The sequence below is a fragment of the Streptomyces sp. NPDC085927 genome, from assembly GCF_044540975.1.
Classification (GTDB): domain Bacteria; phylum Actinomycetota; class Actinomycetes; order Streptomycetales; family Streptomycetaceae; genus Streptomyces; species Streptomyces hirsutus.
Genome location: NZ_JBITSN010000007.1, coordinates 216,254 through 240,621, shown reverse-complemented (window position 1 = coordinate 240,621; position 24,368 = coordinate 216,254). Strand labels below are relative to the sequence as shown.

The window sequence follows — 24,368 nt, the reverse complement described above, 5'->3', positions numbered from 1 at the left end:
GCTATTTCTCGGTGACGCCGGCCGAGTCGAACGTCGCCACCTCGTGCATGGCCCGCGCGGTGCTCTGCACCATCGGCAGGGCGAGCAGCGCGCCCGTGCCCTCGCCGAGGCGCAGGTCGAGGTCGACCAGCGGGCGCAGGCCCAGCTTGTTGAGTGCGGCCACATGGCCGGGCTCCGCGCTGCGGTGTCCCGCGATGCACGCGGCCAGCACCTCGGGGGCGATAGCCCGGGCCACCAGGGCGGCGGCCCCGGCGCTGACGCCGTCCAGGATCACCGGCGTGCGCAGGGACGCGCCGCCGAGGAGCAGGCCCACCATGGCCGCGTGCTCGAACCCGCCGACGGCGGCGAGGACGCCGATGGGGTCGGCGGGGTCCGGCTGGTGCAGTTCGAGGGCGCGGCGCACGACGTCGGTCTTGCGGACCAGGGTCTCGTCGTTGATGCCGGTGCCCCGGCCGGTGACCTCGGCCGGGTCCGCGCCGGTGAAGACGGAGATCAGGGCGGCGGACGCGGTGGTGTTCGCGATGCCCATCTCACCGGTGAGCAGGGCCTTGTTTCCGGCGGCGACCAGGTCGCGGGCGGTCTCGATGCCGACCTCGATGGCCTGCTTGGCCTCCTCGCGGGTCATCGCGAGGCCGGCGGTCATGTCGGAGGTGCCGGCGCGGACCTTGCGCGGCAGCAGTCCCGGGGTGGCCGGGAGGTCGGAGGCCACCCCGACGTCGACCACGCAGACCTCGGCGCCCACCTGCGTGGCGAAGGCGTTGCAGACCGCTCCGCCGCCGAGGAAGTTGGCCACCATCTGGGCGGTGACCTCCTGCGGCCACGGGGTGACGCCCTGGGCGTGGACACCGTGGTCGCCCGCGAAGACCGCGACGGCCGCGGGCTCCGGAATGGGCGGCGGGCACTGGCGGGACAGTCCGGACAGCTGCGCGGAGATGATCTCCAGCATGCCGAGCGCGCCGGCCGGCTTGGTCATCCGCTTCTGCCGCTCCCAGGCCTCGCCGAGCGCCTTGGCGTCCAGCGGGCGGATCTGCGCGACGGTCTCGGCGAGCAGGTCGTGCGGCTCCTCGCCGGGCAGCACACGCCTGCCGTACGTCTCCTCGTGCACGACCCACGACAGCGGGCGGCGCTTGGACCAGCCGGCCTGCGTCAGCTCGGGCTCGTCCGGGAACTCGTCGACGTAGCCCACGCACAGGTAGGCGACCACTTCGAGGTGCTCGGGCAGACCCAGGGAGCGGACCATCTCGCGCTCGTCGAAGAAGCTGACCCAGCCGACCCCGAGGCCCTCGGCGCGTGCGGCGAGCCACAGGTTCTGGACCGCCAGGGCGGAGGAGTACGGCGCCATCTGCGGCTGGGTGTGCCGGCCCAGGGTGTGCCGGCCGCCGCGGGTCGGGTCGGCGGTGACGACGATGTTCACCGGGGTGTCGAGGATGGCCTCGATCTTCAGTTCCTTGAACTGCTTCGCCCGTCCCTTGGGCAGGGACTTGGCGTAGGCCTCGCGCTGGCGCTCGGCCAGTTCGTGCATGCTGCGCCGGGTCTCGGCGGAGCGGATGACGACGAAGTCCCAGGGCTGCGAGTGGCCCACGGAGGGCGCGGTGTGGGCGGCCTCCAGGACACGGAGCAGGACCTCGTGCGGGATGGGGTCGTCGCGGAACCCGTTGCGGATGTCCCGGCGCTCCCGCATGACCTTCCGCACGGCCTCGCGCTCGGCGTCGTCGTAGCCGGGGGCGGCGGGGCCGGCGGCCGGCGCGGCGTGCACCGCTCCGGCGCCTCGGGTGTCGAGGTCGTCGGGGTTCTGGGCGAGTACGGGCCGGACCGGTTCGGGCGAAGCCGGCCCGGCCTGGACCGGCTCGGTCTCCGCGGGCGGGTGCTCGCCCGGCGCATTCCCCGCGAGGTCCTGCTCGGCCGGCGGTTCGACGGCCGGTTCCGGGGCGGGAGCGACGGGGACGGCGCCGGCTTCGGCGTCGGCCTGGCGGGGCGCGGGGACCGGGCCTGCGGCCTCCGGTACGGGCTGTTCCTCGGCGGGGAGGGTCAGCGGCTGCGGCGGGGTCGGCGCGAGATGCGGGGTGGTCGGCACGACTCCCTCGACGGGGACGAACTCCCCCAGGGCCTGGTCCGGCCGCGCCTCCGGGGGAACGCTGCCGGGAAGCGGCGTGACGGTGCCGTCGGGAGCGGTCGGGTCGGCAGCGGGGGCCTCGGGGTCCGGGAGGGCTGGGGGCGCCGGGGAAGCGGGAAGCGGCGCCCAGGCCTCCTGGACGGGCGGGGCGAAGGGGGCGGCCGGGGTCTGCTGAAGGCCCTGGGCCGGGTGCGCGGCCGGGACGTACGGGCCGTCCGGTCCCTCGGCCGCGGGCTCGGCCGCCGCCGCCTGCTGAAGCTCCGGCTCGGTTGCCGCGACGGGAGCGGGCTCCGCGACGGAAGTGGGCTCCGCAACGGGGGCGGGCGCTGCTTCGAGGACTGACACGACGGGCTCCGGCGCCTCCACGTGCTCGGGCGTCCGAAGGGCCGCGGCTTCGGGAGCCTGTCCCTGGTCGACGGGTGCGGACGGCTCGGCGGGGACGGGGGCGGACGCCTCGGCGTCGCCGTCGTCCTGGGCGGCGGCGACGCTCGCCTGCGGGTCTGCCGGGCCGGTGAACGGTCCCTGGGGTGCGTGGGCCACGGCGGAGGGGTCCTCGGTTCCGTCGGCGGCGACGGCGATGCCCTCCGGTGCCTGGGCGGCCACGGCCTCCCGGGCCGGAGAGTCCGGCGCCACGGCGGCGACGGGAGCGGCGTCCGCCTCGGGCGCCGGCACCTGCTCCTCGGCAGCCGGTGCCGGTACGGGCTCGGCGCCCTGACCCGCGTCCGGACCCGCCTCCGGGGCGGGGGACGGTACGACGTCCACGGCGGGACCGGCTGCGTACCCGGGGCTTCCGGGCAGTCCGGCGATCACACCGGTCGCCGGACCCGAACCCGGTTCCGGACCCGTTCCCGCGCCGGACCCGGTCGCATCGGCCGTCGGTACGGAAGACCCCTCGGAGCCTTCGGCCCCCGCAGGGCCCTCCGGGTCCGGCACGGGAGCGGCGTCCGCGACCGGTGCGACCGCTGCGCCCGTGGTGCTCTGCCGGTCCGCCGCGACCGCGGCGGCCTGCGGTGCGTCCTGCGGCTGGCCGACGCCCGCCTCCGTCGCGACCCGGGCGGCCAGCGCCCGGGCGGCGCCCAGGGACTGCTGAGACGGAACAACCGTTTCCGCTTGGGTGGTCGCGCCCACCGCTGCGGGGGCGCCCCAGGGCTGCGCCGTCTGCGGGACCGCTTCCCGGGTGCGCGGCACGTCGAGGTACTCGGGGCCTGCGGGCGGCGGGCCGGCCTGGCGCACCGGCACGTCGGCGGGGCCGCGGTCGGCAAGGGAGCGGACCGGGCCGGCGGTGGTGCTGGGAATGGGCGGGCCAAGGTGCAGCGGCCGGCGCGGCGCGGCCGGCGGCTGCGACTCGTGCGTGGCCGCGGGGCCGGGCGCCTGCTGCTGCCCGGGATCGGGCAGGCGGACGCCGCCGAGGTCGACCGAGCCGGTGTCCCGGCCGGACATCTCGTGCGGTCCCGGCTCGTGCACGGTCTCGACGACCGGCTCCGGCGCGGGCGGGGCGACCTCGTTGCCCCAGGCGCCCTGGGCACCGGGCAGCAGCAGGTCTTCTTCCTCGGCGGAACTCTCGGAGAGGTAGGCGTACGAGTCGGGCGCGGGGACGCCCGGCTGCTCCACCATGCCTGCGTTCTCAGGCTGTCCCTCGCCCGGGACCTGGCCGGTGTCGGTCATGCGTACCCCTCGCCCATCGGTTAGTGCTCCTACGACCAGCTCACCCGGAACGGCGCACCCGACCGCCCCACACTGAAGAACGAGCGTGCGTCCCCAGCGGCACGAACGGCCTGCCCTAAAAGGCGACAAAGCCATTCACAGGCATTGTGGCTGCCGTACGACCGCCGCGTCAGCTTGATCCGCGACGGTTCCGCTGTGGACTGCGCCACGTTGCGCGTCCTTGGCTTGTGCCGTACCACACACGCCTCGGAACGGGCGTGTTTTCGGGACATCGGCCGACGAGTCGGCGGGCGTCCGAGTTGCGGTACAACGATCGGCCAGCCTACCGCGCGCGATACGACAACCCGATCGCGGGGACGGCATCGGAACAGGGCTGCGCGCTCAGGCGGTACGCGTCGGCAGTACGCCGCTGAGCAGGAACGCGACGCTCCGTTCGGTCTCCGTCCAGACCTTGGTGTCGAGTTCGACGGACTGCAGGAGGGCGCACTCCACCCGGTAGCCGTGCTCGGTCAGTTCCCGGCCGATCCGCTCGGCCGCGTCGCGGGTGGCGGCGTGCGTGACGATGCGCTGCGGGCGGCGGTCGGCCACCGCCAGGACCACGGCCGCTCCCCCGCCGCCGACGCGGACGACGTCCGGTTCGGGGAGGTCCTCCAGCACCTGCGGGGCGGTGCCGTGCACGATCTGGAGCTGGACGCCGTGACGGCGGGCGGTGGAGTCGGTGCGCGCGCAGGCCCGCGGGTCGCTGTCGACGGCGATGACCGCGGCGCCGGCCCGTGCCGCCTCGACGGCGAAGGCACCGCTTCCGCAGCCGATGTCCCACACGAGGTCGCCGAGTCTGGGTCCGAGCCGGGCGAGCTGGGAGACGCGCAGCGGCTCCCGTTCGCCCTCGCCGAGGACGCCGCCGTAGGCGTCGGCCGGCAGCGTCCAGCCGCGCGGGCCGGCGGCGGGGTCGCGTCCGGCGATCCAGCCGCCGGACGCGGTGGTGGCGGCCTGGCCGCCGGCGACGATGACGACGTTCGGGTCGCGCCAGGTGTGGTCGGCGGCCTTGTCGGAGGTGACGACGCTGACCTGCTCGCGCGCGGTGCCGAGTTCCTCGCAGATGACGAAGGTGCGGTGGACGCCCTCCATGAGCAGGCCCAGTTCGGCCGGGCCGGCGCCGGGAGACGTAAGAACCGCCACTTTGGTGTGGGCCCGGCATACGTTCACCGCGCGTCGCAGGGTTCGGGGATGTGCGACCACCACGTGTGCGTCGTCCCAGGGCATGCCCGCCCGGGCGAAGGCGGCGGCAACGGAGGAGACCGCGGGGACGACCTCGACCTCCAGGCCGAACTCGGGTGCGCGCAGGGTCCGTACGACGCCGAAGAAGCCCGGGTCGCCGTCGGCGAGGACCACTGCCGTGCCGCGGTGGCCGGCGACCCGGCGGGCGGCCAGGGCGGCACTGCCGAGCCGGATGCGCTCGGCACCGGCGGGTACCTCGGGAAGTTCCAGGTGGTGCGCGGCGCCTGCCACCAGGGTGGCGGCGCCCAGTGCGGCGCGGGCCGCTGCGGTCAGCGGCGAACCGTCCCAGCCGATCACCGTGACCCGGTCGGCCATCGTTGTCAGTCTCCTGGTGTGCGCGGGGTGTCTTGGGGGTGCGGGGTGCGGTCGGCCGCTCCGCCCGCGGGCGGGCTTGGTGAGAGTACCCGGTACGGCCGTGAACCGGGGCGACCCACCACCGGCCACCCGTCCGGGAGCATTCCGGAAGAGGCTCAGCTCCAGTCGGTGAAGGCGGTGAACTGTCCGGTGTCGGCCAGCTGTTCGGCCGAGCCCTCGAGGTCCTCCGGCAGCAGGCTCCACACGATGAAGTCGGTGCGTACGTCCGTCCAGACGCCGTCGTCGCCGCGGACGTGGGCTATGCAGGCGTTGCGCAGGACGCCCTCGCTGAGGCAGCCGATCTTCTGGGCGACCTGCTGCGAGGCGGTGTTGTCGGCGGCTGTGCGCAGCTCGACGCGTTCCAGCTTCTGGTCGCCGAAGAGCCACTGGGCCGTGGCCATGGCGGCCTCGGAGGCGTAGCCCTCACCGCGCGCCCAGGGGGCGACGATGTACGAGAGTTCGGTGGACCGGATGTGCCAGTTGGTCTTGGTGAGCTGGATGATGCCCACCAGTCGTTGGGTGAGGAACTCGGTGACGGCGAGGTCCAGTCCGCGTCCGGCCGCACGTTCGGCGGGGGCGTACTCGGTGACCCAGGTGCGGGCGGCCTGCTCGGTGAAGGGCTGGGGGACGTCGGTCCAGGCGGCGACCTGCTCGTCGTTCATCATCTCGGTCAGAGGGGGGACGTCGTCCGCGTCGAGGGGACGCAGCACCAACCGCTCCGTGCTGATGGAGATGTTGGGGAAGGTGCTGCTCGTCATGCGCCGCTCCGTAACCTTCGTGACCGTCGGACACCGCTGAACTGCCCAGCATGCAGCATGAAAGCTCCGGACCGCACCACGGGGTCCACTCCGTGTACCGGAGTGGACCCCGAGAGTGCCGGACGGGTGCCGGGCGCGGCGCGGACGGCTGTGCGCCCCCTCGTGCGCCCGGCCGTGTCCCCTGTGCCGGTGGTGCGCGTCGCCCGGACCGGACGGCGGGTCAGAAGGCGGCGACGACCGAGCCGGCGTACTTGTCGTCGATGAACTTCTTGACCTCGTCGGAGGTGAGCAGATCGGCGAGCTTCTTCACGCGCGGGTCGTCCTCGTTGCCCTCCTTGACGGCGAGGAAGTTGGCGTGCGGGTTGCCCTCGGCGGCCTCGAGGACGAGGGCGTCCTCGGCGGGCTTGAGGTCGGCTCCGATGGCGTAGTTGCCGTTGACGACCGCGGCATCGACGTCGGCCAGGGCACGCGGCGTCTGGGCCGCCTCCAGCTCCTTGAACTTGAGCTTCTTCGGGTTCCCGGTGATGTCCGAGGGGGTCGCCTCGAAGCCGACGCCTTCCTTGATCGTGATGATCTTGTTGGCGGCGAGCAGCTGCAGTGCGCGTCCCTCGTTGATGGTGTCGTTGGGGATGGCGATGGTCGCGCCGCTCTTCAGTTCGTCGGCTTCCTTGACCTTCTCGGAGTAGAGGCCGAGCGGCTCCAGGTGCACGTCGCCGGCGGGCACGATGTGCGTGCCGTTCTTCTTGTTGAAGTCGTCGAGGTACGCCTGGGTCTGGAAGTAGTTGGCGTCCACCGAGCCGTCCTCCGTGGAGGTGTTCGGCGTGACGTAGTCGGTGACTTCCTTGACCTCCAGGTCGAGCCCGGCCTTCTCCGCCAGGTTGTCCTTGACGAAGTTGAGGATCTCGGCGTGCGGCACGGGGCTCGCGGCGACGGTCAACGGGCCGGAGGCGTCGGACCCGGACTCCTCCTCCGAGCCGCAGGCGGTGAGGCCGAGGGTGAGGGCTCCGGCAGCGAGGACGGCAGTGGTGATCTTGATGGTGTTACGCACGAAAAGTGCCTTTCCTTCAGGGTGGTGCGGCCCCGACTCGGGGTGGTGCGGGGCCTTCGGGGAAGTGGGGATCGGGGGTGGGCGGAGGCCGGGGGCGGGGTCCGGATCACCCGGTCTTGCCGACGTCGGCCGTCGCGGTCGTCGTCGCCGGTTCCTTGACCTTGAGCAGCCGCAGCCTCGGCCCGGCGCCCTGGCGTCCGCCCCGGTGGTGCAGGGAGCGGGCCGCGTAGTCGCCGGCGAACTGGATGAGGGAGATGACCACGGCGAGGACCGCCACGGTGATCCACATCAGTCCGGTCTCGAAGCGCTGGTAGCCGTAGCGGACGGCGAGGTCGCCGAGTCCTCCGCCGCCCACGGTGCCGGCCATGGCCGAGTAGCCGATGAGGGCGACGATCGTGGTGGTGGTGCTGGCGATCAGCGAGGGCAGCGCTTCGGGCACGAGGACCCGGCGGACGATCGTCCAGGTGTTGCCGCCCATGGCCTGCACGGCTTCGACGAGCCCGTGGTCCACTTCGCGCACGGCCGTCTCGACGAGCCGGGCGAAGAAGGGGATGCCGCCGATGGCGAGCGGCACGATCGCGGCCTCGCTGCCGATGGTCGTCCCGGTGATCCAGCGGGTGAAGCTCATCAGGGCGACCATGAGGATGATGAACGGCATCGAGCGGCCGACGTTCACGATCTGCCCGATGACCTTGTTCACCGGGCTGTTCTGCAGCAGTCCGCCCTTGTCGGTGAGGACGAGCAGGACACCGATCGGGAGGCCGAGGGCGACGGAGATCAGGGTCGACCAGCCGACCATGATCAGCGTCTCCCCACACGCCTGTTCCAGCAGCGGCTGCATCTGGGACCAGGTCACTTGGCCTCCTCCTTCACGAGCGCCGACGGCGCCTGGTCCGCCCGGTCCGCCCGGTGTGCCTGCTGTACCGGTTCCGTCCGTTCGACGGTCTCGATGTGCAGCCCCTGTTCGCGCAGGAAGCCGATCGGTACGACGTTGTCCTCGTAGTGACCGGGGAGTTCGATGCGCATCCTGCCCACCTGGAGGCCGCCGACGGTGTCGATGGCGGCGCCGAGGATCGAGATGTCGATGTTGTAGGTGCGGGCCAGCTGGGAGATGACCGGCTGGGTCGCGCTCTCGCCCTGGAAGGTGATGTCCAGGACGGTGCGGTTGTCGCCCGACGCCTCACCGGCGACCGGGAACAGCGCGGAGGCCAGTTCGGAGCCGGGGGTCGCCAGGAGGTCGGTGACGGTGCCGGACTCGACGACGCGTCCGCGCTCCATCAGCGCGGCCGAGTCGCAGACCGACTTCACGACGTCCATCTCGTGCGTGATGAGCAGGACGGTCAGGCCGAGCTGGCGGTTGAGGTCGCGCAGCAGCGCCAGGATGGAGCGGGTGGTCTCCGGGTCGAGGGCGCTGGTGGCCTCGTCGGACAGCAGCACCTTGGGGTCGCCGGCCAGGGCGCGGGCGATGCCGACGCGCTGCTTCTGGCCGCCGGAGAGCTGGGCGGGGTAGGCCTTGGCCTTGTCGGCGAGGCCGACCAGGTCGAGCAGTTCCAGCGCCTTGCGGGAACGTTCCTTCCCCGACCGGCCGAGGATCTCCAGCGGCAGTTCGACGTTGTCCTGCACGGTGCGCGAGGAGAGCAGGTTGAAGTGCTGGAAGACCATGCCGATGTGGCTGCGCGCCTGCCGCAGTTCCCGGCCTGCCCGCGGCCCGCGCCCGGCCAGGGCGGTGAGGTCCCGGCCGGCGACGGTCACGGTGCCCGAGGTGGGGCGCTCCAGCAGGTTGACGCAGCGGATGAGCGAGGACTTTCCGGCGCCGGACTGACCGATGACGCCGTAGACCTCGCCTTCGCGGACGTGCAGGTCGACGCCGTCCAGGGCGGTGACCTCGCGTCCGCGCGAGCGGTAGACCTTGGTGAGGCCCGAGGTGGTGATCACGTGGGTAACCGTCACTTTCGAGTGCGCGGCACGTCAGGGAAGCCGCGCACGAGGCATTGAGGGGCGAAGCTCAGGGGCCGGAGGCGGCCCGGACGCGGCGCGGCCTCTCGCGAGCGGTGCGGAAGCAACGGTGGAGAGGCGTGCGCGCGGGGCGTGGTTCGGTACGCATGCGGAACGCGGAGGACTCGCGTGCGGGTACGAACCGGCTCTCGCTTCGGGGCGCGAGGCTCAGATGCTGCGGGGGCCCTCTAGAAGGCGCGCATTCGGAGCGGACACATACATCCGGCACCGAGCGGCACACGCGCTTCGGTGACAGGGATGCGGTCGCTCGTCGTGGTCATGCGGCCAGTAAAGCAGATGTTCGCCCCTGACCGGATAGGGCTGTCCATATTCCGGACAGCCGTGGACACCCGTGAGCGCACGTCAGGACCGTGTGGTGATCTCCATCCCGGCCTCCGTGACCAGTACGGACAGGGCCGACAGGTCCCCGACCACGAGATCGGCGGTCAGTTCGTGGGCCTGGTGGGTTGTGGCCAAGGCCACGGTGGTCATCCCGGCCGCCCGGCCCGCCTGGAGCCCGGCGGGGGCGTCCTCGAAGACGACGCAGTGGGCGGGGTCGACGCCGAGGGCGCGGGCGGCGAGCAGATAGGGCTCGGGGTCGGGCTTGCCCCGGGTGATGTCGTCGGCGGCGACGAGGGTCTTGGGCAGGATGCCGGCGGCGGCGAGGCGGGCCTCGGCCAGCCGCCGGGTCGCGGAGGTGACGACGGCCCAGCGTTCGGCCGGCAGCACGCCGAGGAGGTCCAGGGTGCCCGGCAGCGGGATCGCGCCGCCGTTCGGCACGTCCTCCACCTCCAGGTCCTCGATCCGTGCGACGGCCTCGGGCACGACATGGGCGGGCAGCAGGTCGGCGGCTATCTCGACGGCCGGGCGGCCGTGCAGTTCGATCCGCCCGAACTCCTCGGCCGTGATCCCGTACTCGACGGCCCACCGGGTCCAGCAGCGCTGCACGGATTCGAGGGAGGAGACGAGAGTGCCGTCGTTGTCGAACAGGAGGGCCTGCGCATGGATGGTCATGCCATCGACCCTACGGCGCCCCGGTCCGTGCCCGTGCCCGTGCCCGTGCCCGCCGCGCACGCGCGCGGTGGGGGCGGGCACGGTGGGATGATTACGACGTAATAAGGTCGCTGCCATGCTTGATGCCCTGACGTTGGCGACCGGCGTCGCCGCGCTGCTGCTCGCCGCCTGGTGCGGCTGGGCCGCCTACCGCGATCAGCCGACGAAGGACTGGCACTTCATCGGCATGGCCGTGGTCACCCTGCTGACACTGGTTCAGCTGGTGGTCGGGATCGTGCAGCTGGCCCGGGGCGAGGAGCCGGGGCAGGGGACGGTCATCTTCGTGGCGTATCTGCTGGGCTCGTTCGCGTGCGTCCCGGCGGCGGGCTTCATGTCGCTGGCCGAGCGCACCCGGTGGGGATCGGTCACGGTCGCCGCGAGCGGTGTCGTGCTGGCCGTGCTCGAGGTGCGGCTCTATGACATCTGGAAGGGCTGAGATGACCGCGGCGGAACAGGAACCGGGACGGAAGCCGGGCGGGACCCGGCTGATCGGCGGGCCCGGGCTGCTGCTGGTGTGGCTGTACGGGGTGATGGTCGTCGGCGCCGTGTCGCGTTCCGCGTACCAGATCGCCACCGAGTTCGACCGGGCGCCGCTCGCCTACTCGCTCTCGGCGATCGCCGGAGTGGTCTACGGCTTCATCACGTACACCCTGGTCCGCGGCGGGGAGACGGCCCGCAGGGCGGCACTGGTGTGCTGCGCGGCCGAGCTGGTGGGCGTCCTGACGGTCGGCACCTGGACCCTGGTGGATCCGTCCGCCTTCCCCGACGCGACCGTGTGGTCGGACTACGGGATGGGCTACCTGTTCATCCCCGTCCTGCTGCCCCTCACCGCGCTGTACTGGCTGCGCAGGGCCCGCACGCCGTAACGGACGGACCCCGGGCGGACGGTGGCGGGGCCGTGCCCGGCCGGGCACGGCCCCGCCACCCGCCCCGGGTGCTCCCCGTCAGGCGGTGGCCGCGTACGAATCCGCCGTCTTCTCCAGGACGATCATCGGTACGCCGTCCGCGCCCCGGGACGTCCCGACCCGCTGGTATCCGACCTTGCTGTACAGCTGGAGGTTGCTCTCGCTGCGGTGACCGGCCTGGAGACGGAACATCCTGGCGCCCCGTTCGTCGGCGAGGGCGGACTCGGCGGCGCGCAGCAGCCGGGCGCCGATGCCGTGGCCCTGGAGGCGGGGGTGGACGCAGAGCTTGCCGATGGCCGCGGCGGCGTCCTCGGTGCTCCTGCCGTGCACCGAGCCGACGATCTCGTCGCCGAGCCGGGCGACGAAGACCAGATCGGCGGCGACCTCCTCGCGGACCGAGTCCAGACTCTGGACGAGCGGAGCGATGCGGTAGTTGCCGTACAGCGCCGCCTCGCTCTGGAAGCACAGGTACTGCAACCTGAAGATCTGCTCGGCGTCCTGCTCCGTCGCCGCAGAGATGGTCACGCTCATGCCCATGTGCGCACGCCTCCCGCTCACCTGATCACCTGTGGTCCCTCACTCCTATCCCCGTCCTCACCCCGACGCAACCTCCGACGCGAGCAAACGACGCAGACATCCAAGACATCTGGAGCGTTCCGGACCCAGACTTCCTTGTGAGATACCCAACTCCCCTGCGATTTCCCGGTATGTCGGGTCGTGCGGGGACAGCAGGGCCTCCAACAGGCGGGGACAGCGGCCGGGCAGCCGGCGCACCGCGTCCCGCAGGGCGCGGCGGCGGGCGGCGGCGAGGGCGAGGAGTTCGGGGTCGCCCCCGCCGGCGCCGTCGGGACCGGCGGGGTCACCGGCCCACGGCGTCTCGTGCCGGGCGGTGCGGCGGGTGCGGCGGGCCTCGGTACGGACGGTCCGGCGGAGCCAGCCCGGCGGGTCGTGCGGCGGGTCGTGCGCGTCGAGGCGTTCCAGGAGGCGCAGCCAGACCGCCTGTTCCAGGTCGGCGGGTTCGGCGCCGGACGCGTACGCCTCGGCGGAGGCCTCCGCGGTGAGCAGCGGACGGAGGGCGGTGACCAGGTCGTGCGTCATGTGCGCAACGACGCCGGCCGCCCCGGCGGGGTTGCCGGGGCGGCCGGAGATCACCCCGACCGGGGAGGAACGGCTCAGCCGTTGACGAAGTCCTCGCGGGCCAGCAGACCGGTGTCCGGGTGGTCGGTGAAGACGCCGTCGATGCCGGTGGCGAAGTAGGCGCGGAAGGCGCCGAAGACGTCGCCGTAGGCGTCGGGGTCGCTGCCCTTGCGGAAGTTCGCGGGCAGGAAGGGGTTCTCGTTGCGCATCGTGTAGGGGTGCAGGATCAGGCCGGCCCGGTGCGCGTCACGGACCAGGGTGGTGGGCTCGGTGAGGTTTCCGGCCGCGTCCTTGGGGATGACCAGGTCCAGGGTGGGGCCGATGCCCTGCGCGTAGGAGGCGATCTCCTTGAGGCCCTTCGGCGTGACGAGGTCGGCCACCTTGCGCGGGTCGCCGTTCTCCACGAAGTCCCAGGGGCGGCTGTTCGCGCCGGAGAGCAGCACGGCGAGCGGGTTGCCGACGAGCCGGCTCATCCGCCGGATGCTGGTGGGCTCGAAGGACTGGACGATGACGGGCGAGTTCTTCTTGTCCTTGCCGTGCTTGCGCAGCAGCCGGGCGAGGAGTTCCTCTGTGCCCAGGCCCAGTTTGCGGAAGTAGGTGGGGTGCTTGAGCTCGGGGTAGATCCAGACCTGCTTGCCGCGCTCGCGGGTCTGCTCGTTCTGCCAACGGAGCACCTCTTCGAAGGTGGGGATCCCCCAGCGGCCGTCGTAGAGGGTGTTGTGCGGGCGGTTGGCCGGAATGCGCTCGACGGCGCGGAGCCGCTTGAGTTCGGCGAGGGTGAAGTCCTCGGTGAACCAGCCGGTGACGGAGACCCCGTCGAGCAGCTTCGTACGCTCGCGGTCGGCAAACTCGGGGTGGTCCGCGACGTCCGTGGTGCCGCCGATCTCCGGCTCGTGCCGGCAGACGAGGTGGCCGTCCCTGGTGGGCACCAGGTCGCCGGCCTCGACGATGTCGGCGCCCAGGTCGAGGGCCAGGTCGTAGGCGCCGAAGGTGTGCTCGGGCCGGTGTCCGCTGGCGCCCCGGTGGGCGATGACCGTCGGGACGGGCAGGCCCTTGAGTCCTCGTCCGCCGCCGCGCCGGGATGCGCCGGGCCGGCCCTCGGCGGCTCTCGCCGTGCCCCCCAGTCCGAGGACCGTGCCGCCCGCGCCGAGCACCGCCGCGCCGAGGAGCGCGCGCCGTCCGGTCCCGCCGGTCGCCGTTCCGTCCGTCCGCTCGTCCGACTCCTGCGTTCCCATGGGGACCCTCCTGCCGTTGGCCATCCGTGCGGGGTGATCGTAGGGGCGCGTACATGACGAACGGGAGACCGCGGCCGGAACACGCGGGTGATACGGGGATACGGGCTGCCGCACGGGTGAGCCGCGACCCGAACGGACGCAGGGGGCGACAAGCCTGACGTGCCGTCGGGTTCGGGAGCGCCCCGCCGGGGTACCCGGCGGGTCCGGAGGGCCGGCGGCGTGCCTCCCGCGGACCGGGGGGCGTGCGTGGTTCCCTCCGGGCCGTGCCCGGACTCCGGACCGGCGGCGGTCGTACTCCGGCCGGCGGTGCCGGCTCACCCGGACGCGACATGCCTCACACCCCGGCGGGTGGGTTACGGGCATGCAACGTCGTGTCACCGCAGGTGAACATGCGTAGACACCATGTAATACCTGGGTGAACCCGACGTGCGGCGCCCCCTCGGCCGCGAGTAATGTCCTCACCTGCACAGACTCATACCGCATTCCCGACACCGGAGGACCCGTTGTCCCGCTTCGCACTCATCAAGGCAGTGCTCGGCCCGGTCATGCGCCTGATGTTCCGCCCACGGGTGGAGGGCCTGGAGCACATTCCGGGTGACGGTCCGGTGATCCTGGCGGGCAACCATCTCACCTTCATCGACTCGATGGTCCTGCCGCTGGTCTGCGACCGCCAGGTCTTCTTCATCGGCAAGGACGAGTACGTCACCGGCAAGGGGCTCAAGGGCCGGCTGATGGCCTGGTTCTTCACCGGCGTCGGCATGATCCCGGTCGACCGCGACGGCGGCCGGGGCGGGGTCGCGGCGCTGATGACGGGCCGTCGGGTACTGGACGAGGGCAAGATCTTCGGCATCTACCCGGAGGGCACCCGCTCCCCCGACGGCCGTCTCTACCGGGGCCGGACCGGTATCGCGCGGCTCACCCTGATGACGGGCGCGCCCGTCGTCCCGTTCGCCATGATCGGCACCGACAAGCTCCAGCCGGGCGGTGCGGGCCTGCCCCGGCCGGGCAGGGTCACGGTCCGCTTCGGCGAGGCGATGGAGTTCTCCCGCTACGAGGGCATGGACCGCGACCGCTACATCCTGCGGGCCGTGACCGACTCGGTGATGACGGAGGTCATGCGCCTGTCCGGGCAGGAGTACGTGGACATGTACGCCAGCAAGGCGAAGGCGGCCTGACGCCCGAGGCCCCGTGCCCCCGGCGGGGCAGGGGGCACGGGGCGTCGCGGCCCTACCGGCGCCCGGCCCCGGCGGTTTCGCGGGTCTCGGTGCTGCCTGCGGCGGCCGGTACGGGGCAGGGGCTCCTCAGTGCCAGGCCAGCCGTCCGCGCCGCTCCCAGTACGCGTGCGGGTCCTCGGGCAGCGCGGCGAGGCGGGTGAGCTGGTCGTCGTCGAGGTCGACGGCGGCCGCGTGCAGGTTGGAGGCGAGCTGCACGGTGGTGGCGGCGCCGGAGAGGACGACGTCCGCCCAGGGCCGGCGCAGTACGAGCGCGAGGGCGACGGCGTCGCACGCCAGTCCGGTCTCCTCGGCGACGGTCCTGAGCGCGTCGGGGGCGTGGGCCGCGGCCAGCCGCCCGTTGGCCATGCCCTCCTTGACGATCACCGTGAGCCCGGCGTCATGGGCCTCGGCCAGTGCGGGCTCGGCGGAGGTCTCCAGCGCGTTGTACGTGGACTGGACGGTGCGGAAGAGGGGTTCGCCGTCGACGGTGACGGCGAGCGCGGCGCGGATGGCGTCGGCCTGGGCCGGGCCGCTGGTGGAGAAGCCGACCGTGAGGCCCCGGGCCGCCGCCTCGGCGAGCCGGACGTGGAGGTCCTTGTCGGTGAGTGCGGGGCTCTCGGGGGTCACCGAGTGGATCTGGTAGAGGTCGAGCCGGTCCCCGAGCAGGGCGTCGGACTCGGCACGCTGCCGCTCGTAGGCGGCGAGGGAATGCTCCTTGATCTCGTGGTGCTCGGCGTCGGTGGACCAGTTGGCGGTGTACGTGTAGCCCCATTTGCTGCCGATGACGACGTCGTCGGCGTCGGGCCGCTTCGTCAGCCAGTCGGCGAGGAACTCCTCCGACCTGCCGTACGAGCGGGCCGCGTCGAAGTAGCGGACGCCCTGGGCGTAGGCGGCGTCGAGGAGGTCGTGGGTGCGGGTGCGCAGGGCCTCGACGCTGCGGTCGGCGCCGAGGTCGTCGTCACGGCCCAGGTTGATGTAGCCGGGTCGTCCGACGGCGGCGAGTCCCAGGCCGATGTGGCAGGTGGGGGTGGTGGCCGAAGCCAGTGTGGCGAAGGGCATCGGGGCTCCGTTCGGTCGGCTCCTTGAGGCTGCCGGACCAACGTAACCCGCGATGCCCCTGCGACACCTGCTGCCTTACTTCTTGGCGTTCGCCCACGCGTGCTGGGCGGCCAGGTCCGTCCTGAGTTCGGCGAGCTGGACGGCGACCGCGCTCGGTGCCGTGCCACCGCGGCCGTCGCGGGAGGCGAGGGCGCCGGGCACGTTGAGGACGGTGCGCACCTCGGGGGTGAGGTGGGCGGAGATCTTCCCGAACTGCTCGTCGGTCAGCTCGTCGAGTTCCTTGCCCTCGGCCTCGGCGGTCTTGACGCACTCGCCGGCGACCTCGTGCGCGACGCGGAACGGCACGCCCTGCTTGACCAGCCACTCGGCGATGTCGGTGGCCAGCGAGAACCCGGCCGGGGCCAGCTCCTCCATGCGCTCACGGTGCACGGTGAGGGTGGCCATCATCCCGGTGAAGGCCGGCAGCAGGATCTCCAGCTGGTCGATGGAGTCGAAGACCGGCTCCTTGTCCTCCTGGAGGTCGCGGTTGTACGCGAGCGGGAGGGCCTTGAGGGTGGCCATCAGGCCGGTCAGGTTGCCGATCAGCCGGCCCGACTTGCCGCGCGCCAGCTCCGCGATGTCCGGGTTCTTCTTCTGCGGCATGATCGACGATCCGGTGGAGAAGGCGTCGTGCAGGGTCACGAAGGAGAACTCCTTCGTGTTCCAGATGATGACCTCCTCGGCGATCCGGGAGAGGTTCACGCCGATCATCGCGGTGATGAAGGCGAACTCGGCGACGAAGTCCCTCGATGCCGTGCCGTCGATGGAGTTGGCCGCGCTGCCGTGCTCGAAGCCGAGGTCGCGGGCCACCGCCTCGGGGTCCAGGCCGAGGCTGCTGCCGGCCAGTGCGCCCGAGCCGTACGGCGAGACCGCGGTCCGCTCGTCCCACTGGCGCAGCCGCTCGGCGTCCCGGGACAGCGCCTGGACGTGGGCGAGGACATGATGGGCGAAGAGCACCGGCTGGGCGTGCTGGAGGTGGGTGCGGCCGGGCATCGCCACGTCCGGGTGGGCCTCGGCGAGACCGACGAGGGCGTCCTGGAGATCGGCGATCAGGCCGCCGAGCGTACGGGCGTGGTCCCGCAGGTACATCCGGAACAGGGTCGCGACCTGGTCGTTCCTGGAGCGTCCGGCGCGCAGTTTGCCGCCGAGGTCGGGGCCGAGGCGTTCCAGCAGGCCGCGTTCCAGGGCGGTGTGCACGTCCTCGTCGGCGATGGTGCCGGTGAACGAGCCGTCGGCGACGTCGGCCTCCAGCCGGTCGAGGCCCTCGAGCATGCGGGTGAGCTCGTCCTCGGTGAGCAGGCCCGCCCCGTGCAGCACGCGCGCGTGGGCCCGCGAACCGGCGATGTCGTAGGGCGCGAGCCGCCAGTCGAAGTGGACGGACGCGGACAGCTTGGCCAGGGCCTCGGCGGGACCGTCGGCGAAACGGCCGCCCCAGAGCCGTACGTCACCGCTGTTGCTGCTCACTTGCGTTGCTCCTCGAAGACAGGCAGGTCATGGATGTGCCACCGCCTCCTCACTCAGGCGCAGGAGAGTGAGGAGGCGGTGTCAGAGTAGTGCGTGACGGGTCGTCAGCCGGTCAGCCCGTCGGGGTCTGTCCGGGTCGGGCGATCCGGCGCTCAGGCGAGGTCGCGCTTGGCGGCGATCTTCGACGACAGGCTGTAGATGTCGATGAAGCCCTTGGCCGCCGCCTGGTCGAACGTGTCGCCGGTGTCGTAGGTGGCGAGGTTGAAGTCGTACAGGGACGACTCGGAGCGCCGGCCGGTGACGACGGCCCGCCCGCCGTGCAGGGTCATCCGGACATCGCCGTTGACGTGCTGGTTGGCCTCGGTGATGAAGCCGTCCAGGGCGCGCTTGAGCGGGGAGAACCACTGGCCGTCGTAGACCAGTTCGCCCCAGCGCTGCTCGACCTGCCGCTTGTAGCGGGCGAGTTCACGCTCGACGGTGACGTTCTCCAGCTCCTGGTGGGCCGTGATCAGCGCGATGGCGCCGGGAGCCTCGTACACCTCGCGGGACTTGATGCCGACGAGGCGGTCCTCGACCATGTCGATCCGGCCGACGCCCTGGGCGCCCGCGCGCTCGTTGAGCTGCTGGATGGCCTGGAGGACGGTGACGGGCCTGCCGTCGATGGCGACCGGCACGCCCTCCTTGAAGGTGATGACGACCTCGTCGGCCTCGCGCGCCACGGCGGGGTTCTGCGTGTACTCGTAGACGTCCTCGATCGGCGCGTTCCAGATGTCCTCGAGGAAGCCGGTCTCGACGGCGCGGCCGAACACGTTCTGGTCGATGGAGTACGGCGACTTCTTCGTGGTCGCGATCGGCAGGCCCTTGGCCTCGCAGAAGGCGATGGCCTTGTCGCGGGTCATGGCGTAGTCACGGACCGGGGCGATGCACTTCAGGTCGGGGGCGAGGGCGACGATGCCGGCCTCGAAGCGGACCTGGTCGTTTCCCTTGCCGGTGCAGCCGTGGGCGACGGTGGTGGCGCCGTGCTTCTGCGCGGCGGCGACGAGGTGCTTGACGATCGTCGGCCGGGACAGCGCGGAGACCAGCGGGTAGCGGTCCATGTAGAGGGCGTTGGCCTTGATCGCCGGGAGGCAGTACTCGTCGGCGAATTCGTCCTTGGCGTCCGCGACCTCGGCCTCGACGGCACCGCAGGCGAGCGCGCGCTTGCGGATGACGTCCAGGTCCTCGCCGCCCTGGCCGACGTCGACCGCAACGGCGATGACCTCGGCGCCCGTCTCCTCGGCGATCCAGCCGATGGCGACGGAGGTGTCCAGACCGCCCGAATAGGCGAGTACGACGCGCTCGGTCACGGGATTCTCCTTACAGTGCATTCGCTGATATGCATGAGTATGCAGGAGGACGCATGATTCGTCAATCCGACTCCGCCCGGAGGGCCCGACTCCCCTCGCAAGGGTCGATTTCGCAGGGAGTGTGCGGATTCCTTCACGCGGAGGGCGCGGGATCCGGGGTGGATTCCGCGCGCGATTGAACGCGGGTAATCGCTTTCCCGTATTTCCCGCAGGACGCAGGCGCCGCGTCGGCACATCCGGGCCCTCCCCCACGGGCCTTCCCCCACGCACCCCCGAACCGCTCCCGACCCGAGTGAGGCATGTGCATGTCCAGGGCCCTTCCGAAGTACAACAAGCGTCGCGTCGGTTTCATCGGCGGCGCCGCCGCGGTGGCGCTGTCCGGTGCGGTGATCGCCGGATCCGCCCTCGCCGGCGAGTCGTCCGACGGCAACGACACGAACGCCCGGACGCTCGCGGGGCCCGGCACGATCAGCTGCCCCGACGTCGCGCCGGAACTTCCCGCGATCCCCGCCTCCGCCCAGGCCGAGGTCGACCGCAACCTCGGCCAGCTGGACACCCAGATCGCCGAGGCCAACCAGCGACTCGTCGACACCACCGGCCAGGGCGGACCCAACTTCGTCCAGAACGCCATCCTCGGCCCCCTGGAGGACAAGCGCGTGGCCGCCATCGACCGCATCGCCACCGCCATCGGCCGCACCGCCGAACGCCCCGCCGGACTGGACTCCCTGACCGCCTGCACGCTCACGAAGTGACGTGACAGGCGCCGTGGCCGCCCCGCGACACGCCGGCCGGGGCGGCCACGGGCGGTCCCCGGCGCCGTCCGGCACCCGCGCCGGCCGTCAATATCCTTAGACAGGCGAACGAACTACCTTCATACTCGGTGGACATGGGAAAGACCTATGAGCGCATAGACGGCCGCCTGCGCACGTTCATCGAGGCGCAGCCGGTCTTCTTCACCGCCACCGCACCCCTGTCCGCCGACGGCACGGTCAACCTCTCGCCCAAGGGCCTCACGGGGTCCTTCGCGGTCCTCGACGAACTCACCGTGGCCTACCTCGACTTCGCCGGTTCCAACGCCGAGACCATCGCCCATCTGCGGGAGAACGGCCGCATCACCCTGATGTGGTGCGCCTTCCAGGGGCCGCCCAACATCGTGCGCGTGCACGGCCGCGGTGAGCCCGTCTTCCGGGACGACCCGCGCTTCCCGGAGCTGCTCGCCCGCTTCCCCGGCATCGACCCGACGGCCCACGGACTGCGCGCGGTCGTCGTCGTGACCGCCGACCTCATCCGCGACACCTGCGGCTACGCCGTCCCCTTCATGGCGTACGAAGCGGACCGCGACCTGCACGGGAAGCGGTTCGCGCGCGAGGACGACGCCTCGCTGGACGCGTACTTCACCAAGAAGGAACACATCGCGACGAGCCTCGACGGCCTCCCCGGACTGCCCCTGCCACTGCCCCCGTCCCCGGACCCGGCCCCGTCCCCGGACCCTCGGCATCCGGCGTCCCCGGAGGCCGCGGCCCAGGACGTGCCCTAGGCCTGCTGCGAAAGTCCGTCCCGCCTCCGGATATCGCTGAACGCTCCCGTGTCACGGCACGTATGTGTGGGCCAAGGGCCAAGTCCCACGGAGGAACCGTGACCACCACGCTCGCAGGCGGACGTGCCGCCCGCCGCCAGACGATGCGCCGCATCCGTCCGCGCCGCTCCCCCGCCGTGCCCCTGCTGCTCGCCGTGGGGGCGGGCGCGGTGGCCGTGCTGTGGTTGTGGTGGAACAACACACCGTCCATCTCGGACACCACCGGCCGGATCATCGCCGCGGGCCGCATCACCGGTCTCCTGGCCGGTTATCTGATGGCCCTCGTGGTGCTGCAGATGGCCCGGGTGCCCGCGCTGGAACGCCGGGTGGGCTCGGACCGGGTCGCCCGCTGGCACGCGATGAGCGGGCGCTACACCGTCAGCCTGGTCATCGCCCACGTCTTCCTCATCATGTGGGGCTACGCCCTCCAGGCGGGCAAGACCCTCGGCGACATCGTCCAGCAGACGATCACCTCGGTCGATCAGCTGCCGGACATGGGCAAGGCGGCCATCGGCACGGGTCTGCTGTTCGTGATCGCCTTCCTCTCGATCGGCCCGGTCCGCCGCCGGCTGCCGTACGACAGCTGGTACCACGTGCACCTGCTGACGTACGCGGCGATGTACCTGACGTTCTGGCACCAGATCACCACCGGCAACGAGTTCGCCGTGGAGCCGTCCGCGAAGACCTTCTGGTACGGGCTCTACGGCGCCGTCACCGCGCTGGTCCTCTGGTACCGGGTGATCACCCCGGCCCGCCTGAACCTGCGTCACCGGATGCGCGTCGAGGCGGTCATCGAGGAGACGCCCGGCATCGTGTCGGTGCTGATCGGCGGGCGCAAGCTGCACCGGATCGGCGCCGAGGCGGGGCAGTTCTTCCGCTGGCGGTTCCTGGCGCCGGGGATGCGGTTCAGCTCCCATCCGTACTCGCTGTCGGCGGCTCCCCGCCCCGGCCTGCTGCGGATCACGGTGAAGGCGATCGGCGACCACACCTCCCGGCTGCGCGAGCTGGAGCCCGGCACCCGGGTGTGGGCGGAGGGCCCCTACGGGGCGCTGACCGCCCAGCGCCGCAGCCGCGGCAAGGTGCTGCTGGTCGCCGGCGGCGTGGGCATCACGCCGATGCGGGCCCTGTTCGAGACGCTGCCCGGCGCCTCCGGCGACATCACCCTGCTCTACCGGGCGAACACCACCCAGGACCTGGCCCTGTGGGGCGAACTGGCCAAGATCGCCGACGAGCGCGGCGCCCGCCTGATGTACGCGGTGAACAGCCCCGACGGGGAGCGCCCCGACATCTCCGCGGACAGCCTGCGCCGCAAGATCCCCGACATCGACGACCACGACGTCTTCATGTGCGGCCCGCCCGGGTTCGCCCAGTCGGTCTACGACGCACTGCGCGGCGCCGGGGTCCCCGCCCGCCGTATCCACCACGAGTCGTTCGAGATGTGAGCGACGGGTCATCCACACCCATCAGGAGCTTGAGAAACGATGAGGAAGAGTCACCCCGTCCGGCGTGCCGTGCTGGCCACCGCCGCCACCGTCTCCGGGATCGTGCTGCTGCTGACGCTGAAGCCCGATTCCGACCAGGGTTCGGCCGACGCGGCCGGCGGCGCGGTCCCGCCCGCGGCCGCGCAGTCCCCGCAGGGCGGCGCCCAGGCCATCGCGAACGGCACCGTCACCGGTGACGCCGCCGACACCCAGTACGGCGCGGTGCAGGTGCGCCTGACGGTGAGCGGCGGGAAGATCACCAAGGCCGAGGCCGTCCAGTCCCCCAAGGGCGGCCAGAGCGACCAGATCAACGCCAACGCCGTGCCCAGGCTCAACCAGGCCGCGGTCGCCGCGCAGAGCGGTGAGATCGACGCGGTGTCCGGTGCGACGTACACCAGCGCCGGGTACAAGAAGTCCCTGCAGTCCGCACTGGACAAGGCGAAGGCCGCCGGAGCGGCCGAAGCCGCCGAGAACGGGGGCGGCCAGGGCGGTGCGGGGAGCGCGCAGGCCCTCGGCGACGGCACGGTCACCGGTGACGCGGCGCAGACGCAGTACGGCGCGGTGCAGGTGCGCCTGACGGTGAGCGGCGGGAAGATCACCAAGGCCGAGGCCGTCCAGTCCCCCAAGGGCGGCCAGAGCGACCAGATCAACGCCAACGCCGTGCCCAGGCTCAACCAGGCCGCGGTCGCCGCGCAGAGCGGCGAGATCGACGCGGTGTCCGGTGCGACGTACACCAGCACCGGGTACAAGAAGTCCCTGCAGTCCGCACTGGACAAGGCGAAGGCCGCCGGAGCGGCCGAAGCCGCCGAGAACGGGGGCGGTTCCGCCGCGGACGCGTCCGCCGGTGACGGTTCCGCCGGGAGCGGGCAGGGCGGAGGCGGGGGGGACGCCCGGGCCGCACTCGAGGACGGCACCGTCACCGGTGACGCGGTGCAGACGGAGTACGGAGCCGTGCAGGTCCGGATCACCGTCGAGGGCGGGAAGATCACCAAGGCCGAGGCCGTGCAGGCGCCCAAGGGCGGCCAGAGCGACCGGGTCACCAACCAGTCCGTCCCCCGGCTCAACCAGGCCGTCGTGAAGACCGGCGGCGCGGACGTCGACGCCGTCTCGGGTGCCACGTACACCAGCGCCGGGTACAAGAAGTCGCTGCAGTCCGCGCTGGACCAGGCCGGTGGCTGAGACGGTGGCCGAGTCCGCACAGGCTCCCGCCGCGGTGCGTCGTACGGAGGAGACGATGGGGACCGTCTTCTCCTTCGACGTCCGCGGCGGGCAACCCGCTGCCGTGCACGCGGCGTTGGAGGACGCGATCGCCGGACTGCGCCGCGTCGACGAGGTGTTCAGCACCTACCGGGACGACTCGCAGATCTCGCGGCTGGCGCGCGGCGAGCTGACGGTCGGGGAGTGCGACCCCGAGGTCGCCGAGGTGCTGGAGCTGGCCGCGGAGGCGGAACGGGTGAGCGACGGCTGGTTCAGCACCCGCTACCGGGGCCGGCTCGACCCGACCGGCATCGTCAAGGGCTGGGCCACCGAGCGGGCCGCGCGACGGCTCGCGGAGGCCGGCGCGGTCGGCGTGAGTCTCAACGGCGGCGGTGACGTGCAGGTACTGGGGACGCCGGGCGCCGGGCGGCCGTGGCGGGTGGGGGTGTCGGACCCACTCCGTCCGGGCGGCCTGGCGGCCGTCGTCTCCGCCGCCGGGGCCGACGAGCTGGCCGTCGCCACCTCGGGCACCGCCGAGCGCGGCGATCACATCGTCGACCCGCGCACCGGCCGCTCCGCCGTGACCGACCTGGTCGCGGTGACGGTGGTGGCGCCCCGGCTGACCTGGGCCGACTGCTGGGCCACGGCCGCCTTCGCGATGGGGTCCCGGGAGGGGCTCGCGTGGCTGGAGACGCTGCCCGACGTGGAGGCGCTGCTGATCACCGCGGGCGACGAGGTGCGCTGCACGGGGGGCCTGGCGTCCCGGCTGGGGTGATTCCCGACCGGTGCCGGGTGACGCCGAGGCCGTCCGTGCGGGGCCGCGGGCAGCCGCGCGGCCCTTTCAGTTCCCGTTCTGCGCCAGCCGCAGCATGTGCTCGGCCAGCGCCTGCCCGCCCGCCGGGTCGCGGCTGATCAGCATGAGGGTGTCGTCGCCGGCGATGGTCCCCAGGATGTCGTGCAGTTCGGCCTGGTCGATCGCCGAGGCCAGGAACTGGGCGGCGCCGGGCGGGGTGCGCAGGACGACGAGGTTGGCGGACGCCTCCGCGGAGATCAGCAGTTCCTGGGAGAGCCGCCGCATCCGCTCCTCCTTGGCGGACTCCCCCAGTGGTGCGCGCGGGGTGCGGAAGCCGCCCTCGCTCGGCACCGCGTAGATGAGGTCGCCGTCGGTGTCGCGGATCTTCACCGCGTTCAGCTCGTCCAGGTCCCGGGAGAGCGTCGCCTGGGTGACGGTCAGTCCGTGGTCGGCGAGCAGCTTCGCCAACTGGCTCTGCGAACGCACCGGCTGCCGGTTGAGGATGTCCACGATCCGGCGGTGGCGCGCGGTGCGGGTCTGCGGCACGGCAGGCCCGGCAGGCTGTCCGTGGTCCTGATCGTGGCTCATCGGCGTCTCATTCTCCGGTTGTCCTCGGGGGCGTTCTTCGGCCTGTGGCGCGCTTCTCGCCCCGGTTCGT

Annotated in this window: 22 protein-coding genes; 8 read left to right on the top strand and 14 right to left on the bottom strand. The window is 72.3% G+C overall.

Annotated features, from left to right (window positions below):
• Position 1: 1 nt before the first annotated feature.
• From cobT to ACIF80_RS20720, 7 genes are all read right to left on the bottom strand, one after another.
• The gene (gene cobT / locus ACIF80_RS20750; RefSeq protein ID WP_399806525.1) at positions 2-3,778 is read right to left on the bottom strand and encodes a nicotinate-nucleotide--dimethylbenzimidazole phosphoribosyltransferase; all 3,777 of its coding nucleotides are present in this window, start codon (positions 3,776-3,778) and stop codon (positions 2-4) included.
• Positions 3,779-4,159: 381 nt separating this feature from the next.
• On the bottom strand, positions 4,160-5,371 hold the full coding sequence (gene cbiE, locus ACIF80_RS20745) for a precorrin-6y C5,15-methyltransferase (decarboxylating) subunit CbiE (RefSeq protein ID WP_399806522.1): 1,212 nt from the start codon (positions 5,369-5,371) through the stop codon (positions 4,160-4,162).
• A gap of 155 nt (positions 5,372-5,526) precedes the next feature.
• The gene (locus ACIF80_RS20740) at positions 5,527-6,168 is read right to left on the bottom strand and encodes a GNAT family N-acetyltransferase (RefSeq protein WP_399806520.1); all 642 of its coding nucleotides are present in this window, start codon (positions 6,166-6,168) and stop codon (positions 5,527-5,529) included.
• A gap of 220 nt (positions 6,169-6,388) precedes the next feature.
• Positions 6,389-7,216: a MetQ/NlpA family ABC transporter substrate-binding protein gene (locus tag ACIF80_RS20735; protein WP_399806518.1), complete on the bottom strand. Its 828-nt coding sequence runs from the start codon at positions 7,214-7,216 to the stop codon at positions 6,389-6,391.
• Between the two features lie 106 nt (positions 7,217-7,322).
• The gene (locus tag ACIF80_RS20730) at positions 7,323-8,072 is read right to left on the bottom strand and encodes a methionine ABC transporter permease (protein WP_399806516.1); all 750 of its coding nucleotides are present in this window, start codon (positions 8,070-8,072) and stop codon (positions 7,323-7,325) included.
• Positions 8,069-9,151 (bottom strand): methionine ABC transporter ATP-binding protein, encoded by a 1,083-nt coding sequence (locus ACIF80_RS20725; RefSeq protein WP_399806513.1) that lies wholly within the window; start codon positions 9,149-9,151, stop codon positions 8,069-8,071. The genes ACIF80_RS20730 and ACIF80_RS20725 overlap by 4 nt, the downstream gene beginning before the upstream one ends.
• A 423-nt stretch (positions 9,152-9,574) precedes the next feature.
• Complete coding sequence (locus ACIF80_RS20720; RefSeq protein ID WP_399806511.1) at positions 9,575-10,225, bottom strand: HAD family hydrolase; 651 nt, start codon at positions 10,223-10,225, stop codon at positions 9,575-9,577.
• A 115-nt stretch (positions 10,226-10,340) separates the two neighbouring features.
• Here ACIF80_RS20720 and ACIF80_RS20715 point away from each other — a divergent pair, with 115 nt between their 5' ends.
• Positions 10,341-10,700 carry a hypothetical protein gene (locus tag ACIF80_RS20715; RefSeq protein ID WP_399806508.1) on the top strand — a complete coding sequence of 120 codons (360 nt, stop codon included), beginning with the start codon at positions 10,341-10,343 and terminating at the stop codon, positions 10,698-10,700.
• 1 nt (position 10,701) lies between these two features.
• Positions 10,702-11,130, top strand: coding sequence for a hypothetical protein (locus ACIF80_RS20710; protein WP_399806505.1), 429 nt, complete (start codon positions 10,702-10,704; stop codon positions 11,128-11,130).
• A gap of 78 nt (positions 11,131-11,208) precedes the next feature.
• Here the strand turns inward: ACIF80_RS20710 and ACIF80_RS20705 are convergent, their stop codons facing one another.
• The 3 genes from ACIF80_RS20705 to ACIF80_RS20695 form a co-directional block, all read right to left on the bottom strand.
• Complete coding sequence (locus ACIF80_RS20705; RefSeq protein WP_399806881.1) at positions 11,209-11,706, bottom strand: GNAT family N-acetyltransferase; 498 nt, start codon at positions 11,704-11,706, stop codon at positions 11,209-11,211.
• A 57-nt stretch (positions 11,707-11,763) separates the two neighbouring features.
• Complete coding sequence (locus ACIF80_RS20700) at positions 11,764-12,267, bottom strand: sigma-70 family RNA polymerase sigma factor (protein WP_399806502.1); 504 nt, start codon at positions 12,265-12,267, stop codon at positions 11,764-11,766.
• Between the two features lie 74 nt (positions 12,268-12,341).
• Positions 12,342-13,541, bottom strand: coding sequence for a glycerophosphodiester phosphodiesterase (locus ACIF80_RS20695; RefSeq protein WP_399806500.1), 1,200 nt, complete (start codon positions 13,539-13,541; stop codon positions 12,342-12,344).
• A gap of 503 nt (positions 13,542-14,044) precedes the next feature.
• On the opposite strand from ACIF80_RS20695, the gene ACIF80_RS20690 reads away from it, so the two are divergent.
• Positions 14,045-14,716, top strand: a complete 672-nt coding sequence (locus ACIF80_RS20690) for a lysophospholipid acyltransferase family protein (RefSeq protein WP_399806498.1) — start codon at positions 14,045-14,047, stop codon at positions 14,714-14,716.
• Positions 14,717-14,842: 126 nt separating this feature from the next.
• Here the strand turns inward: ACIF80_RS20690 and ACIF80_RS20685 are convergent, their stop codons facing one another.
• The 3 genes from ACIF80_RS20685 to ACIF80_RS20675 form a co-directional block, all read right to left on the bottom strand.
• The gene (locus ACIF80_RS20685) at positions 14,843-15,814 is read right to left on the bottom strand and encodes an aldo/keto reductase (protein WP_399806496.1); all 972 of its coding nucleotides are present in this window, start codon (positions 15,812-15,814) and stop codon (positions 14,843-14,845) included.
• Between the two features lie 75 nt (positions 15,815-15,889).
• A complete protein-coding gene (gene argH, locus ACIF80_RS20680; protein ID WP_399806494.1) occupies positions 15,890-17,317 on the bottom strand; it encodes an argininosuccinate lyase in 1,428 nt (475 codons plus the stop codon).
• A 152-nt stretch (positions 17,318-17,469) separates the two neighbouring features.
• The gene (locus tag ACIF80_RS20675; RefSeq protein ID WP_386399174.1) at positions 17,470-18,663 is read right to left on the bottom strand and encodes an argininosuccinate synthase; all 1,194 of its coding nucleotides are present in this window, start codon (positions 18,661-18,663) and stop codon (positions 17,470-17,472) included.
• A gap of 305 nt (positions 18,664-18,968) precedes the next feature.
• On the opposite strand from ACIF80_RS20675, the gene ACIF80_RS20670 reads away from it, so the two are divergent.
• The 5 genes from ACIF80_RS20670 (at position 18,969) to ACIF80_RS20650 (ending at position 23,692) form a co-directional block, all read left to right on the top strand.
• Positions 18,969-19,415, top strand: a complete 447-nt coding sequence (locus ACIF80_RS20670) for a hypothetical protein (RefSeq protein ID WP_399806492.1) — start codon at positions 18,969-18,971, stop codon at positions 19,413-19,415.
• A 134-nt stretch (positions 19,416-19,549) separates the two neighbouring features.
• Positions 19,550-20,200: a pyridoxamine 5'-phosphate oxidase family protein gene (locus ACIF80_RS20665; protein ID WP_399806490.1), complete on the top strand. Its 651-nt coding sequence runs from the start codon at positions 19,550-19,552 to the stop codon at positions 20,198-20,200.
• 98 nt (positions 20,201-20,298) lie between these two features.
• The gene (locus ACIF80_RS20660) at positions 20,299-21,681 is read left to right on the top strand and encodes a ferric reductase-like transmembrane domain-containing protein (protein ID WP_399806488.1); all 1,383 of its coding nucleotides are present in this window, start codon (positions 20,299-20,301) and stop codon (positions 21,679-21,681) included.
• A 39-nt stretch (positions 21,682-21,720) separates the two neighbouring features.
• The gene (locus tag ACIF80_RS20655; RefSeq protein ID WP_399806486.1) at positions 21,721-22,899 is read left to right on the top strand and encodes an FMN-binding protein; all 1,179 of its coding nucleotides are present in this window, start codon (positions 21,721-21,723) and stop codon (positions 22,897-22,899) included.
• Between the two features lie 55 nt (positions 22,900-22,954).
• Complete coding sequence (locus tag ACIF80_RS20650; RefSeq protein ID WP_399806878.1) at positions 22,955-23,692, top strand: FAD:protein FMN transferase; 738 nt, start codon at positions 22,955-22,957, stop codon at positions 23,690-23,692.
• Positions 23,693-23,758: 66 nt separating this feature from the next.
• On the opposite strand, the gene ACIF80_RS20645 is transcribed toward ACIF80_RS20650, so the two are convergent.
• Complete coding sequence (locus ACIF80_RS20645; protein WP_388914145.1) at positions 23,759-24,298, bottom strand: arginine repressor; 540 nt, start codon at positions 24,296-24,298, stop codon at positions 23,759-23,761.
• Between the last annotated feature and the right edge of the window lie 70 nt (positions 24,299-24,368).